The sequence below is a fragment of the Roseivirga sp. genome (assembly GCF_034669765.1).
Classification (GTDB): Bacteria; Bacteroidota; Bacteroidia; order Cytophagales; family Cyclobacteriaceae; genus Roseivirga.
Window position 1 is genome coordinate 197,842 of record NZ_JAXMOQ010000006.1, and the last position, 14,474, is coordinate 212,315.

Below are 14,474 nucleotides of genomic sequence, written 5' to 3' on the forward strand. Positions count from 1 at the left end.
TGTCCGCATCCAAACGCAAAACCCAAATAAGGTACAGCTACAATCGTAGGTAGTCAATATTTAATAAATTAGAAGAAAAATATTTGGCGGCTAATCGCGATGATATCCCTAACTTTGCGACCGTTTACCCAATGAGGGAGAACAATTGAAAAAGCGGAAAACACGAATATGAAAGAAGTTTATAGAAAATCCATCACCCTACATAACGACCTTAAAGGTAAAATCGAAATCACGAATAAAATGGATGTCAATAGCAAGGAAGACCTTTCTTTGCTTTATTCCCCAGGAGTTGCCCAACCTTGTTTAGAAATTGAGAAAAATCCAGAACTGGCTTATGACATGACCATTAAAGGCAATACCATTGCCGTGGTCACCAACGGAACAGCAGTTTTAGGCTTGGGTAATATAGGTGCTTTGGCATCGCTTCCTGTGATGGAAGGAAAAGCCATGCTATTCAAAAAATTTGCAGGAATAAATGCCTTCCCAATCTGCTTGGATTGTACAGATACCGATGATATTATTGATACGATCAGACGAATAGCGCCAGTTTTTGGAGGCATAAATCTAGAAGATATTAAAGCACCCGAAAGCTTTATTATTGAAGAGAAACTACAAGACCTTGGTATTCCTGTTTTTCATGATGACCAACATGGAACTGCCATTGTAACCCTAGCCGCTTTGATCAATGCTGCTAAAGTAGTGGGCAAAAAAGTAGAAGACATGAAAGTGGTGATTAATGGAGCTGGTGCTGCCGGAATAGCGATTGCCAAGCTTTTGCGTTGCTATAATGTTGAGTCTGAACTTTGTGTCTCCATTAAACAACTGATTGTTGCCGATAGCCAAGGTGCTATTCACAGAAGAAGACACGAACTGAATTCAGCCAAAACTGAACTTTTGAAATACTCCAACTTCCAAGATGTTGAAGGCGATATTCATGAAATTATAAAGGGAGCCGATGTATTTATTGGAGTAAGTAAAGGAGATGTACTTACCAAAGAAGACATTCAGAACATGGCCAAAGATCCTATCATTTTTGCCATGGCCAACCCTGAACCTGAAATTCACCCAGAAGAAGCTTTTAAAGGCGGAGCAGCCATTGTAGGTACAGGCAGAAGTGATTATCCTAACCAGATTAATAACGTTTTGGCTTTCCCTGGTATTTTCAAGGGGGCATTAAAGGCGCGTGCAAAAACCATCAGCACTGAAATGAAATTGGCAGCAGCTTTTGCCATTGCGAAAAGCGTTGAGCACCCAACAAAAGATCAGGTGATTCCTTCAGCGCTAGACACTTCATTGGCTGATGTTGTGGCCCATGCGGTAGAGCAAGCAGTATATAAAGAAAGAGAATTAGAGGCGGAAATCAAGAAAGAAGAAGCCAAGCTGAAAGGCTAAATCAGTATAGCGGGCTTTGTTCGATTGTTCACTCCCCGACATTTGGTAAATAAATTTTGAACCACCAGACAATGTGGTGGGTTAGATTGAGGTAAGTATTCCTGAAAACGGAAATGCTTACCTCAATTTTAATTTAGAGCCTATGAAAGCCATTTGGAACGAAGAAGTAATTGCAGAAAGCAAAGACACAATTGTGATTGAAGGAAACCATTATTTTCCTCACGATTCAATCAAAAAAGAATACTTCACAAAAACAGACACACACACCACCTGTCCATGGAAAGGTGTAGCGAGTTATTATACCATTGAAGTAAATGGTAGTGAAAATCCAGATGCGGCTTGGTTCTACCCAGAAACCAAAGAAATGGCCAAAGGCATAAAGAACTACGTGGCTTTTTGGAGAGGGGTGAAAGTTGAAGAGTAAACATTAGTACCTTAAGGGCTACATTTTAATCATAGAACTTCAAACGCCAAATGGAGACCTTTCTGAACATAGCTCTGATATCCTTGCTTGTTATTGGTATAGTAGTTTTCTTAAAGAGTCCATTAGAGATTATTCGTAATTTCTTTTATGGTACCATGCGGGCAATATCCCAGCCAATTCGGCTTTTCCTTCTCCCATTTCCTAGTAGGAAAAACCAAAAGGAGGTATCTAAATCCACGCATTTCGAAAGGATTATGATGGGTAATAATAGTCAAAACAAACTCAAGCTAGATACTTCTGAGTTTTCTAACTTCATTATAATCAAAGGTGATTTTGCGCATTCAGTAATTAGAACAGATATCGAAGAAGCCCTTTCTCATATCGAAAATGGGGCTTCGATTGAGTTCGCAATTCACGATAAGGGAAAAACTATTATTGTTCACTTAACGCAAGTTGATAGCATTGCCGATTTAATGTTCATTGCTCAATTTATAGCAAACAGCTATGGAACCGATAATACTTTTGGGTTTCAACGAAGCAAAAACCTCAGTCTATTCTTCATTGTATATGCGGACGAAGATTTAGTCAACATTTTGGGCGGAATGACAAGTGAAAATGAGCGATTCTTTTTCTCCTTCGAGAACCCTAAAATGGACAAGAATACCGTTTACCTAGACCAGTCGGTAGACTTGCCCAAAGTTTTAAACACTGATTTTTTTGAACACCTTACTAAAGACATATAACCTTTTCCATAGTTCAGGTTTCAACTCATTCCTACTAAGAAAAACGTGTCAGGTTTTAAAAACCTGACACGTTTAGTATCAGCGCTTATTGTCAAAGCAGAAAATTACTTCTTGGCAACCACCATCTGCTCGAGATTGGCCAATCGCTGTTGAATTTCCAGTAAACTTGTGGTTCGCATTCTTAAGAACACACCTATGGTACTGAGTATGGCTATAATCAGACATAAGCCCCCTAATACTATAGCAAATGGTACCACAGTATTGATTACAGATTGGCGTGACACCATGCCCTCACCGTACAGCCCCACCATTCTACTCAGGTCAATTAAGGTAATTGTGAGGAAAAAAAGCAGCATGACTACTGTACCAGTCCATCCCATTTTGCTTATGCGCTTTACAAAAACATCTTTCTTCTTTTCGCGGTCAATCATTTTCCAGATCGCGTCTTTTGATTTTTCATTCATCTTTGTCATCGTCTCCTATTTTTATGTTTATCAGATATTTGAGTTTCATTTTTGCATGGTGCATTCTGGACTTTACCGTTCCAATTGAACAACCGGTGATTAGTCCGATCTCTTCATAGTCCATTCCCTCCAAAAAACTTAGAATCAAAACCTCTCTGTGTCGTTGTGGAAGTTTTTCCAAACATGCCCTAAGCCTGATCTTTAGCTCTTCATCTTCTCCATCATAAAAGGGCTGTTCTTCTCCCCTCTCCTCTGGAGCTACTTGCGTAGCCTCCTGTAATTCCAGTAATTTTTTATTTTGCCTGAAGTAGTCTAAGGCCCTATTTCTGGCCACCTGAAACAGCCACATTCTAAAGCCATTAGTATTGGTCAGAGAAGTAATTCTTCGGTAAACCGTCAACCACACCTCTTGATTCAAGTCTTCTGCCTCAACTCCCTTCACCAAGCCCTTTAAAAAAGCAAAGGTTCTGGGTTTGTATCGAAAATATAATTGTCGGAAAGCCGTCTCATCACCAGCCTGACAACGTAAAACCCAAAACTCTTCTTGGATTTCGTTACCTCCCTGATTGTGATCTGCTTCCATTATTCTATAAATTATAAATAACTCGCAGCAAGAGACGTCTGATTTTTTGAATGGTTCATTTTTGGAAGAAGAAAAACATGTTAGGTGTTAAAACCTGACATTTTTACTACGACAGTATATTGTCACTCTTCATACTTTCCAAAGCCTCCTTTTTATACTTTCTACCCACAGGAAGCTGTTGGGCTTGAACTTTGACATAATCGTGGCCAAAGGCTTCTATTCTATTTTTATTCACCAGATAAGATCGATGAACTCGAATAAACCGCTCTGGAAGCACTTTCTCTAATCCGCTTATTTTTTCCTTTGTAATAGTAACTCCGGTAGTTGTATTGATTTTGACATAATCGGCAAGGCTTTCCACATAGAGAATATCATCAATCGCAATTGAAATAGCTTCTCTATTTGACCTTACTGTGATGATCTGTAAAAGGTTTTTCTGATTTACTTCTTCCAAAGCAGCCATCCTAGCTTCATGCTTAAGGTTTGATCGATATACCCGTATAAAAGAGAACAAAATCACAACAAAGTAGATAATGACTCCTAACTGTAATACGTCCCCAGCAATAGGGCTCATCCGATTCTTATCAAAGTCAGTTAGAAAAATAAATGCCCCCATGGCAATTACCCCAGTTAAAAAAACAGAGACTACAACGGTGTAAAAAGTATAGAGTATAAACCAAAAGTGCTTTTTGGTTTCGAGGTACCGAGGCACCAAAAAAAGGTTGAAAAAATAAGAAGTGGCAATCGCCACAGGCATAAGCATAGAGGTGAAGTAAAAGGAATCAAGATAATTACTCCATTTCAAACCAAACAATATGTTTAAAAAAGCAAATATAAATACCCAGAATATGACTTGACGATAATGCTTGATCATTATCCAAGATTAAGTAAAACGCCAACTAATTCCGCTACTTTCTTACTATTTTAAGCCAAATATCGACTAACGACAGGTATACAGATGGATATGACTTACCCATTGTAGAGCTTCCTTAATAGCTTTGAAAGCAAGCTTTAACCCTTAAATATTCAAACTATGCTAGAGTTATTTTTTTTAGGAAGTAAATTGTTCATGGGCATACAAACGATCGTTGCCGTAATCATGATCGTTCTGTCGGTTTTTAGTACTAAAAACGTTTTGGCCAATCAGGTGAATGAGAATTCCCAACGAAAGATAAGCCTCATAAAGGAGGTTGGTTTATTTGCGCTCATTATAGGTATACTCGCCAGCGCTCTTGATTTGACAAGTGCATTTCAGGCCATTGAAGCGGCAGGCGATATTCACCCAGGAGTATTAGCCGGGGGTTTGAAACTCACTTTCATCCCGACTATCTACGGACTGATGATCTACGTTTTGTCGTTACTCATTTATTTTGCGCTAAGCGCGAAAGCCAATAAAGTGGCCATTGAGTAAGAGTTCAGCTTCCCTACAACACCAAAAATCCCCAGCCTATTGCTAGACTGGGGATTAATTATTTAATCAAATTATCTTTTTATTGTTTGTCGGCTGTAAAGCTGGCACTCATGTACTCACGATTCATACGCGCGATATTCTCTAGGCTAATGCCTTTAGGACATTCCACTTCGCATGCTCCTGTGTTAGAGCAGTTACCAAAACCTTCATCATCCATTTGTTGTACCATGTTCAGTACACGCTCTTTTGCTTCTACTTTACCTTGTGGCAATAGTGCAAACTGCGATACTTTGGCAGAAACAAACAGCATGGCTGAAGAGTTTTTACAAGAGGCTACACAGGCTCCGCAACCAATACAAGTAGCGGCATCAAAAGCCTTATCGGCATCTGCCTTTGGAATTGGAATAGCATTGGCATCTTGGGTGTTTCCGGAAGTGTTAACACTCACAAAACCACCAGCGGCCATAATACGATCAAATGCACCTCTATCCACCACCAAATCCTTGATTACTGGAAATGCCTTTGCTCTCCATGGTTCTATATAAATCGTTTCACCATTCTTGAACTCACGCATGTGCAATTGGCAAGTAGTAATTTCTCTACCAGGCCCATGGGCTTCGCCATTGATGAACATTGAGCAGCTACCACAAATACCCTCTCTACAATCATGATCAAAAGCAACAGGGTCGCCCCCATCGTTGATCAATTTTTCATTGAGAATATCCATCATTTCAAGGAAAGAGCTATCTGGAGAAATATCAGATACCTGATAGGTTTCCATTTGGCCTTTTGCTTTATCGTTCTTTTGTCGCCAAACTTTCAGTGTTAGATTCAATCCGTTTGCTGTTGACATATTTTCTGATTCTTAAATTCTCAATTAATTATTTGTATGAACGGGTTTTGAGCTCGATGTTCTCGTAATTCAAAGTCTCTTGATGCAACACAGCGTCTGCTGGTTCTCCTTTAAATTCCCAAGCAGAAACATGAGTAAAGTTTGCGTCATCACGCATGGCTTCACCTTCTTCTGTGCTATACTCTTCCCTGTAATGGCCTCCACAAGATTCTTCTCTCAACAGTGCATCTCTAGCGAATAACTCACCCAATTCAAGGAAATCGGCCACACGGCCTGCTTTCTCCAATTCAGGGTTCATGCTGTCGGCACTACCTGGTACTTTCACTTCTTTCCAGAACTCCTCACGGATTTCTTTGATTTCAGCAATAGCTTCAGTTAAGCCTTTGGCATTTCTGGCCATACCTACTTTATTCCACATTACTTTACCTAAGCGCTTATGGAAGTAGTCAACCGATTTTGTTCCTTTATTATTAATAAAGAATTCAATTTGATCAGTTACTTCTTTTTCTGCCGCTACAAATTCTGGTAAGTCAGTAGAAATTTCACCTGTTCTAATATCATTGGCCAAATAATCACCAATGGTATAAGGCAGAACAAAATAACCATCGGCCAAACCTTGCATCAAAGCCGAAGCTCCAAGTCGGTTGGCGCCATGATCTGAGAAGTTTGCTTCACCAATGGCGTAACAACCTTCAATCGTGGTCATTAAGTTATAATCAACCCAAACACCGCCCATGGTATAGTGTACCGCTGGGTAAATTTTCATTGGCGTCTTGTATGGATCATCGGCAGTAATCTTCTCATACATTTGGAAAAGGTTACCGTATTTCTTCTCAATTACATCAACACCCAACTCCTTGATTTTAGCATCAGAAGCATTGTGAATATGTTGAATATTGGCTTGTTCCTGTCCGTAGCGCATAATGGCTGAAGAGAAGTCCAAGTAAACTGCTTCACCTGTTTCGTTTGTACCAACACCGTAACCAGCATCACAACGTTCTTTCGCTGCTCTTGAAGCTACATCTCTTGGTACTAGGTTACCGAAAGAAGGATATCTTCTTTCTAAGTAATAATCTCTATCAGCTTCAGCAATCTGAGTTGGCTTTAACCTGCCTGCTCGAATCGCTTCGGAATCTTCTTTCTTTTTCGGTACCCAAATTCTTCCATCATTTCTCAATGACTCAGACATCAAAGTCAATTTAGACTGCTGATCTCCATGCTGAGGAATACAAGTGGGGTGGATTTGAGTATAGCAAGGGTTAGCGAAGAACGCTCCTTTTTTGTGTACTTTCCAACCTGCAGAAACGTTAGAGCCCATTGCATTCGTAGAAAGGAAGAATACGTTTCCGTAACCTCCAGATGCGATTACCACCGCATGAGCAGAATGTCTTTCGATCTCTCCTGTCACCAAGTTTCTTGCAATAATACCCCTGGCTTTTCCGTCTACTTTCACAATGTCCAACATCTCATGACGGTTGTACATTTTGATTTTTCCCTTACCAATTTGGCGAGACATGGCAGAATAGCAACCTAAAAGTAGCTGCTGCCCTGTTTGCCCTTTGGCGTAGAAAGTTCTTGAAACTTGAACCCCACCAAAAGACCTGTTGTCTAACAACCCACCGTAATCCCTTGCAAAAGGAACACCTTGGGCCACACATTGGTCAATGATATTGGCAGAGACCTCTGCTAAACGGTAAACGTTGGCTTCTCTAGATCTGTAATCTCCACCCTTAACGGTATCGTAAAACAGTCGATAAGTAGAATCACCATCGCCTTGATAGTTTTTGGCTGCGTTAATACCACCCTGAGCCGCAATTGAGTGTGCTCTTCTAGGTGAATCTTGGTAGCAGAATGCTTTTACGTTGTAACCCAATTCGGCCAAACTTGCTGCAGCAGAACCACCCGCAAGCCCAGTCCCCACCACTATTACATCAATAGCGCGTTTGTTGGCTGGGTTTACAAGCTTAATATTATTTTTATAATTCGTCCATTTGTCTTGAATAGGACCTTCTGGAATCTTAGAATCTAATTTCGTCATGGCTACTTATGAATTAAAGAGCAGTTAGATGATGATACAGCGCAATGAAAATAAAACCCGCAGGAATTACAATGGCGTATAGCGTACCCAATTTTTTAATGGTAGGCGTGTACTTGCTATGCCTTGCCCCCACCGACTGAAATGCCGATTGGAAACCGTGCATTAAATGAAGTCCAAGGAAAACGAAACTCAAAGCGTATAATCCTACTCTCCATGGCTCATGAAACTTCTCTACCATTTCGCCAAAATACCTTGTAGAATCTTCGGGCAACACTTCAATGTACTTGTGCGAAATCTCTGGAATCCAGAAATCATAGAAATGAAGTCCTATGAAACCAAGGATTACAAGGCCTGAGTAAATCATGTTTCTCGAAAACCACGTAGAGTTTTCGCTTCCTTTGTTCATCGCATACTTAATCGCACGTGCATTTCTGTTTTGAATTTCCAACACAAAGCCCATTACGAAGTGATAGATCACTCCGATAATAAGCACTGGCTGAAGAGCGAACTGCACCAACACGTTGGTTCCCATAAAATGAGAAATTTCATTAAAAGTATCTTCACTCAGAACTGAGGTGAAATTGATAATGAAGTGTTGAAGTAAAAAGATAACTAGAAAAAGGGCTGAGAGCGCCATGGCATATTTCCTGCCGATGGAACTCGTAAAGGTTTGTTTTAACCAGCTCATTAATTTATTTAAGATTAAATTTGGTAGCCAAAGTTAAGTTTGCAATCGTTAGTAATCAAATGGCTCTTTTATTTGAATGCATTCTAAATTAGAATTCATGAATCAAACAGATTGTAAAGTTTTTTTGTTCAGAAGTATAAGTTATTAATGATATTGCGTTAAAGCAGAAACCAAGGTATTGCATGGGGTTACAGAGAAAAGCATTCTTTATCATTTCGTTTTTAATATTGGCCAGTGCTCAAGCATGGGCTACCCACATAAGGGCTGGTGAAATCACAGCCGTTAGAATTTCGCAAACGAGCTTAAAATTTAGGTTTACAATAGTAATCTATTCCGACACTGATTCTGGAGTACAAGTAGCAGACGGAGGCATGCTTGATTTTGGCCAAGGTCGGACTATTGGCTCATTGAAGGGGGGAAATCGCCAAAAGTTTATTGAAGCTGCGGTTTTCTTTGAGGAAAAATTCATTGGAAATAAAACAGCCATGACCATCTTCCAATTTGAGCACACTTTTGATGGGCCAGGAGTCTATGTGGTGAGTTACACTGAACAAAACCGAAATGATGAGATTTTAAATATCAATGGAGGAAGCTCAAAACAAGTTCCTTTTCATATTGAGACTGTACTTAGAATAGACCCAGGACTAGATGTCAACGCTACTCCTCAATTAACAGTCCCACCAATCGATCGTGGATGCATAGGCTTCAGGTTTGTCCATAACCCAGGAGCATATGATCCTGATGGAGACAGTCTGGCTTACAGAATGGTTCCTTTATTGCAAGATAGGGGTGTAGAAGTAAACGGTTATGTGCCGTTAAACGATCCGTCAGTTTCTACAATGAGAGAAAATGGCGGAAGTCCTGCCAAGTTTGAGATTGACCCAATTACTGGTACTTTCACTTGGGACGCTCCTATGATTGCAGGAGAATATAATGCGGCATTTATAGTAGAAGAATGGCGCTATTCTGAAATCACCGGAAAGCATGAATTACTTGGTTACGTGACCCGCGACATGCAGATCCTCATAGAAGACTGTGATAATGAAAGACCAGAATTAGAAATACCAGCAGACACCTGTGTCGAGGCAGGTGCTATGTTGGAGGCTGTGATCAGAGGAACAGACCCTGATAATAATAAAGTTTTAGTGGAAGCCTTTGGTGGTGTTTTTGATTTAAAACCAAATGCTGCAGAGTTTACTCCCGAGCCGGCATTTAAAACTCAACCAGTAAACCAATTATTCAGATGGCAGACTGATTTTTCTCATGTGAGAGAAAGGCCTTATGAAATTCAGTTTAAAGTATCAGACAAACCTACAGACCCTGACGCCCCTTCATTAACCGAATTTGCGAGTTGGTATGTCACCGTTGTGGCTCCAGCTCCTACAGGGTTAAATTCTGCCATTGCAGATGCTCGATCTATCCAACTGACTTGGGATAATTACCTAGGAAGAAACTTGAGTCCTGTTATGAAAATTTATAGGAAGATAGACACCTTCGATTTTGATCCTGAGAATTGCAACCTTGGAATCCCAGATGGATCGGGTTATGAACTAATTGATCAGGTACCTATCAATCAAACCAGTTATGTTGATACCAATAATGTAAGACCTGGGGTCAACTATTGCTATAGAATTGTTGCTGAATTTCCACTCCCAAAAGGAGGAACGAGTTATGCCTCTATTGAAACCTGTACTTTGATCCCCATTGATGTGCCTGTCATCACAAATGTTTCTGTAAAAGAAACCAGCGAAACCAATGGCGAAATGTTTGTAAAATGGACTTCGCCACTTGAGATAGACCAAGCCCTTTTCCCACCTCCATTCAGGTACGAATTAGTTAGATACGAGGGGTATACAGGTACCGCAGGGCGCACACTTGTAACTTCTACAACTGACACATCTTATACCGACACTGGACTAGACACTAGAGATATCCCTTATCACTACCAAGTTAGATTTTATGATGCTGGTGATAATCTAATTGATAGCTCCGCAGTAGCTTCCTCAGTTTGGCTTAGTGCCCTAGGCTTAGTGAAAGCTGTTGAATTAAAATGGGAAGCCAGTGTGCCTTGGACAAACAAGGTGCAGGCATACCCGTACCATTATATTATGAGAAACCGCACCGATGCAGCGGCAATTGATGAAAATAATTTCGTCTTGATTGACAGCGTAAAAGTAACCGATCGTGGCTTTATTTATTTTGACGATGGAAGCTTTAACAATATACCATTGCTTGATGATCGAGAGTATTGCTACATAGTAACTACTCAAGGGAGTTATGGTAACGACCTTATTCCTGCACCCCTTATTAATGATTCGCAGAAGTTATGTGTTCAGCCTAACGACAGTGTAGCACCGGAACAGCCAGAAATAGACGTACCCGATGGTGCTGAGCAAATAAACGGTTTAATTGTATTGGACAGTCCTAACTGTGCTGCTCTCGAAAATCTAGGTTGTGCATTCACTAATTTCTCAAACACACTGAGCTGGACGGCCGATGATGTTGACGGAGATATCGCCAGTTATAACATTTACTTTTCTCCAACTGGGGCAGAAGGCACATTCAAACTGGTGGGAAATTCAAGAGATGCAACTTTCACGCATACTGGCCTAAGTTCATTCAAAGGTTGTTACAAGATTAGTTCTGTTGATCGCTCCAATAACGAAAGTAGTTTGAGTTCAGCAGTCTGTTTCGATAACTGTCCTAATTATGAATTGCCAAACACTTTCACTCCAAATGGAGATGGATCAAATGACACATTTAGGGCCTTTGATAGACCAAATGGGAAATGCCCACGCTTTGTAAAAGCTATTGAATTTAAAGTATTCAACCGTTGGGGTGGCAAAGAAATTTATAGCTATAGTACTAAAAGTACCGTAGAACCAAACTACTTTATTGATTGGGATGGACGCGATAGTAGTGGAAAAGAATTGCCAGAAGGCACCTATTACTATCAGGCCATCGTTACTTTTGATGTTTTCAACCCAAGAAAAGAAACCATGGAGTTTAAAAACTGGGTTAAAATTGTAAGGTAATCGCTGAAACTTTAATCGCCTTCTAATTGTCTCAATGGTATGCAAACAACTATGGAAAATCAGGAACATGACATTTTGCTCTTCGATGGTGTTTGTAACCTATGCAACAGTTCTGTCAATTTCATAATCGATAGGGATCCGAAGAAGCATTTCAAGTTCGCAGCACTTCAATCTGATTTTGGCCAGACTAAACTCAAGGAACTGGGCTTTAATCAAGAAGAGTTTGACAGTTTAGTGCTGCTCAGCAATGGTAAGATTTATCGAAAAAGTTCGGCCGCATTACGCATCGCCAAAAAATTAAAAGGACTCTGGCCCTTCCTTTATATCTTCATTATTATCCCTCCTTTTATTCGACACGGAGTTTATGATATTATTGGTAAAAACCGCTATAAATGGTTTGGAAAGCAGGATTCTTGTCGAATGCCCACTCCTGAATTAAAGCAGAGGTTTGTTTAAGCTCAAGCGCTTATTTGATTCATTTTTTGCTTGACAACCAAAGTAGAATTAGTTTTACCTTCTCAAAAAATCAGATCGTCCATGAACGCATACGTTTTCCCTGGTCAAGGTGCCCAATTTCCCGGAATGGCCAAAGACCTATACTCTTCTTCAGAAAAAGCAAAATCACTTTTAGAGTCTGCCAATCAAATACTCGGTTTCAGAATCACCGATATTATGTTTGACGGCACTGCCGAAGAACTTAAAGAAACCAAAGTAACACAACCTGCAGTTTTTTTACATTCAGTCGTGTTGGCATTGATTTCAGAAGATTTCAAACCTGACATGGTTGCAGGTCATTCATTAGGTGAATTTTCTGCATTAGTAGCGAATGGTGTTTTGTCATTTGAAGATGGCTTAAAACTTGTGTCCAAAAGAGCTTTAGCCATGCAAAAGGCATGCGAAATCAATCCTTCTACCATGGCAGCAATTCTTGGTTTAGAGGATAAAAAAGTGGAAGAAATATGCGCATCAATAGATGAAGTGGTGGTAGCTGCCAATTATAATTGCCCTGGTCAGTTGGTTATTTCAGGTTCTCATAAAGGTATTGAACTGGCTTGTGCCGCAGCACTAGAAGCCGGAGCAAAAAGAGCACTTCCTCTTCCCGTGGGAGGAGCTTTCCACTCCCCCTTAATGGAGCCTGCACGTGAGGAATTAGAGAAAGCAATTGACGCAACGCAATTCAATCCAGCCAAATGTCCTATCTATCAAAATGTAACTGCCAAAGCATCATCGGACATTAACGAAATCAAAGAGAATTTAAAGATTCAATTGACCGCTCCAGTACGTTGGACGCAATCTGTGCAAGCCATGGTAGCCGATGGAGCAACCCACTTTACTGAATCTGGCCCTGGAAAAGTACTTCAAGGTCTGGTGAAAAAAATTCATAGAGAAGCCGAGGTGTCAAGCATCTAGCAGAAAACTACCCTACAGTCTTCAGAGTCACCAAAATTCCTTCATTAAACCAATGAAGGAATTTTTCGTTTAAAACCCTGTCCGACCAAGGCCTGTCCAAAACCTAGGCTTTTGCTTAGATTAGAGAAGAAACCACAGTATCTAAAAATTACAGCTATGTCAAGGTATTTATTAACCCTCTCAATTCTATGTTTATCCTTTGACGCTTCTGCGCAATACACATCTGAAATTAAGGCCATGCAGCTTGAAAACACTTTGATTTCACAGCAAAATGCCGCATTAAAAGGTCAGAAACTAGTTGGAATGACACAATATGATTTAGACTTTGAAAGAAGCCCACTCGTCTATAAAGACTGGCAGTTCGGGACCATTAGCTTTAAGACAGAACAAAGGGCTGATTCAATGCTGTTAAATATCGATGCTAATATAAATGCATTAGTTTTCAAGCTTAGTAAAGAATACAATCCTTTTAGAGTTGAAAGCGAAGAGATCGCGGGATTCACACTCTATGGTACGGAAACCAAATCTTTTGTGAGAAAATTTACAAGCGATTTTAAGGAGTTAAAAAACGAACTGCCATTTTTTGAAATACTATTTGAGAGTGAAAAATTTTCCATTCTTAAGCAAGAAACTAAACGCATTGTCCCCGCAGATAGTCAGTTAAGATACGTTTCCGTGCCAGAGGACAAATACAGAGTAGAGATTAATTATTTTTTCAGAAAAGACTCAGATTTATATGAAGATGTTTCCTTAAACAAGAAAGGCTTTAAAACTATGGCTTCAGGTAGTCAGTATAGTGAAATTCAAGATTTCGTGAAAAAGAATAAACTCAAATGGGGAGATGAGACTGACATGATCAAAGTGTTTAAGCAATTCTTTTAAACTACCCTTTCCATTTTCAAGCTAGGCTAGTGTTTTCAAAATTAAGCCTTAAAAATTTCTGCCCTCAGTTTATCTGGGCATTCCTCCAACATTTCCAATTGCGTTTTCCCATTAATTGGATGCTTAAAGTCAGAAGCCAATTCAACCAAAGGAGCCAATGTAAACCTCCTGTTTTGAATTTCAGGATGAGGTATTTTTAATCTGGGTTTATCCACCACCATATCCCCATAATAGAGTATATCAATATCAATTAAGCGCTGTGCCCATTTCTCGTTACGCACACGTCCCATTAAAGCTTCAATGATATTGATGATAATTAAGATACGCTCAGGATTCTTATCGCTATCTACAATCACCACTTGATTTAGAAAACTAGGTTGATCTTCAATACCCCAAGCAGCGGTTTCATAAATTGAAGACTCCTGCTTTATGGTCAATTGATGTGCAGTAAGTTGCTCCTTGGCAACCTGTAAATTATTTTCTCGATCGCCCAAATTGGTACCTAACAATAAATAGATGTCGCCCATAGCTGGCAAATATACTATTTGCTT

Annotated in this window: 15 protein-coding genes; 8 read left to right on the forward strand and 7 right to left on the reverse strand. The window is 39.9% G+C overall.

All coding sequences use genetic code 11. From position 1 onward, the window contains the following. The first annotated feature begins 168 nt into the window (after nucleotides 1-168). The 3 genes from VOI17_RS13580 to VOI17_RS13590 all read left to right on the forward strand — a co-directional run bounded on the left by VOI17_RS13580 (nucleotide 169) and on the right by VOI17_RS13590 (nucleotide 2,559). Nucleotides 169-1,392 (forward strand): NADP-dependent malic enzyme, encoded by a 1,224-nt coding sequence (locus VOI17_RS13580; protein WP_323757764.1) that lies wholly within the window; start codon nucleotides 169-171, stop codon nucleotides 1,390-1,392. Between the two features lie 142 nt (nucleotides 1,393-1,534). After that, nucleotides 1,535-1,816 carry a DUF427 domain-containing protein gene (locus VOI17_RS13585; protein ID WP_323757765.1) on the forward strand — a complete coding sequence of 94 codons (282 nt, stop codon included), beginning with the start codon at nucleotides 1,535-1,537 and terminating at the stop codon, nucleotides 1,814-1,816. A 50-nt stretch (nucleotides 1,817-1,866) separates the two neighbouring features. Next, nucleotides 1,867-2,559 (forward strand): hypothetical protein, encoded by a 693-nt coding sequence (locus VOI17_RS13590; protein ID WP_323757766.1) that lies wholly within the window; start codon nucleotides 1,867-1,869, stop codon nucleotides 2,557-2,559. A 104-nt stretch (nucleotides 2,560-2,663) separates the two neighbouring features. Here VOI17_RS13590 and VOI17_RS13595 read toward each other — a convergent pair whose 3' ends face one another. The 3 genes from VOI17_RS13595 to VOI17_RS13605 form a co-directional block, all read right to left on the reverse strand. Continuing rightward, entirely contained in the window at nucleotides 2,664-3,032 is a 369-nt protein-coding gene (locus VOI17_RS13595) for a hypothetical protein (protein WP_323757767.1), read from the reverse strand. Beyond that, nucleotides 3,016-3,606, reverse strand: coding sequence for an RNA polymerase sigma factor (locus VOI17_RS13600; protein WP_323757768.1), 591 nt, complete (start codon nucleotides 3,604-3,606; stop codon nucleotides 3,016-3,018). Before VOI17_RS13600 ends, VOI17_RS13595 begins: the two co-directional genes overlap by 17 nt. A gap of 106 nt (nucleotides 3,607-3,712) precedes the next feature. Then, on the reverse strand, nucleotides 3,713-4,480 hold the full coding sequence (locus tag VOI17_RS13605) for a LytTR family DNA-binding domain-containing protein (RefSeq protein WP_323757769.1): 768 nt from the start codon (nucleotides 4,478-4,480) through the stop codon (nucleotides 3,713-3,715). A gap of 159 nt (nucleotides 4,481-4,639) precedes the next feature. Here VOI17_RS13605 and VOI17_RS13610 point away from each other — a divergent pair, with 159 nt between their 5' ends. Next, the gene (locus VOI17_RS13610; protein ID WP_323757770.1) at nucleotides 4,640-5,017 is read left to right on the forward strand and encodes a MotA/TolQ/ExbB proton channel family protein; all 378 of its coding nucleotides are present in this window, start codon (nucleotides 4,640-4,642) and stop codon (nucleotides 5,015-5,017) included. 79 nt (nucleotides 5,018-5,096) lie between these two features. Here VOI17_RS13610 and VOI17_RS13615 read toward each other — a convergent pair whose 3' ends face one another. The 3 genes from VOI17_RS13615 to VOI17_RS13625 are packed head-to-tail and all read right to left on the reverse strand — an operon-like array spanning nucleotide 5,097 to nucleotide 8,596. Next, the gene (locus VOI17_RS13615; protein ID WP_221405717.1) at nucleotides 5,097-5,852 is read right to left on the reverse strand and encodes a succinate dehydrogenase/fumarate reductase iron-sulfur subunit; all 756 of its coding nucleotides are present in this window, start codon (nucleotides 5,850-5,852) and stop codon (nucleotides 5,097-5,099) included. 46 nt (nucleotides 5,853-5,898) lie between these two features. Then, nucleotides 5,899-7,908, reverse strand: a complete 2,010-nt coding sequence (locus VOI17_RS13620; RefSeq protein WP_323757771.1) for a fumarate reductase/succinate dehydrogenase flavoprotein subunit — start codon at nucleotides 7,906-7,908, stop codon at nucleotides 5,899-5,901. 13 nt (nucleotides 7,909-7,921) lie between these two features. Continuing rightward, the gene (locus VOI17_RS13625; protein WP_323757772.1) at nucleotides 7,922-8,596 is read right to left on the reverse strand and encodes a succinate dehydrogenase cytochrome b subunit; all 675 of its coding nucleotides are present in this window, start codon (nucleotides 8,594-8,596) and stop codon (nucleotides 7,922-7,924) included. Nucleotides 8,597-8,778: 182 nt separating this feature from the next. Here VOI17_RS13625 and VOI17_RS13630 point away from each other — a divergent pair, with 182 nt between their 5' ends. From VOI17_RS13630 to VOI17_RS13645, 4 genes are all read left to right on the forward strand, one after another. After that, nucleotides 8,779-11,631, forward strand: coding sequence for a gliding motility-associated C-terminal domain-containing protein (locus VOI17_RS13630; RefSeq protein ID WP_323757773.1), 2,853 nt, complete (start codon nucleotides 8,779-8,781; stop codon nucleotides 11,629-11,631). 51 nt (nucleotides 11,632-11,682) lie between these two features. Continuing rightward, entirely contained in the window at nucleotides 11,683-12,087 is a 405-nt protein-coding gene (locus tag VOI17_RS13635) for a thiol-disulfide oxidoreductase DCC family protein (RefSeq protein ID WP_323757774.1), read from the forward strand. Nucleotides 12,088-12,168: 81 nt separating this feature from the next. Then, nucleotides 12,169-13,041 carry an ACP S-malonyltransferase gene (fabD, locus tag VOI17_RS13640; RefSeq protein WP_323757775.1) on the forward strand — a complete coding sequence of 291 codons (873 nt, stop codon included), beginning with the start codon at nucleotides 12,169-12,171 and terminating at the stop codon, nucleotides 13,039-13,041. A gap of 156 nt (nucleotides 13,042-13,197) precedes the next feature. Continuing rightward, nucleotides 13,198-13,923: a hypothetical protein gene (locus VOI17_RS13645; protein ID WP_323757776.1), complete on the forward strand. Its 726-nt coding sequence runs from the start codon at nucleotides 13,198-13,200 to the stop codon at nucleotides 13,921-13,923. 41 nt (nucleotides 13,924-13,964) lie between these two features. Here the strand turns inward: VOI17_RS13645 and folK are convergent, their stop codons facing one another. After that, nucleotides 13,965-14,450, reverse strand: a complete 486-nt coding sequence (gene folK, locus VOI17_RS13650; protein WP_323757777.1) for a 2-amino-4-hydroxy-6-hydroxymethyldihydropteridine diphosphokinase — start codon at nucleotides 14,448-14,450, stop codon at nucleotides 13,965-13,967. Between the last annotated feature and the right edge of the window lie 24 nt (nucleotides 14,451-14,474).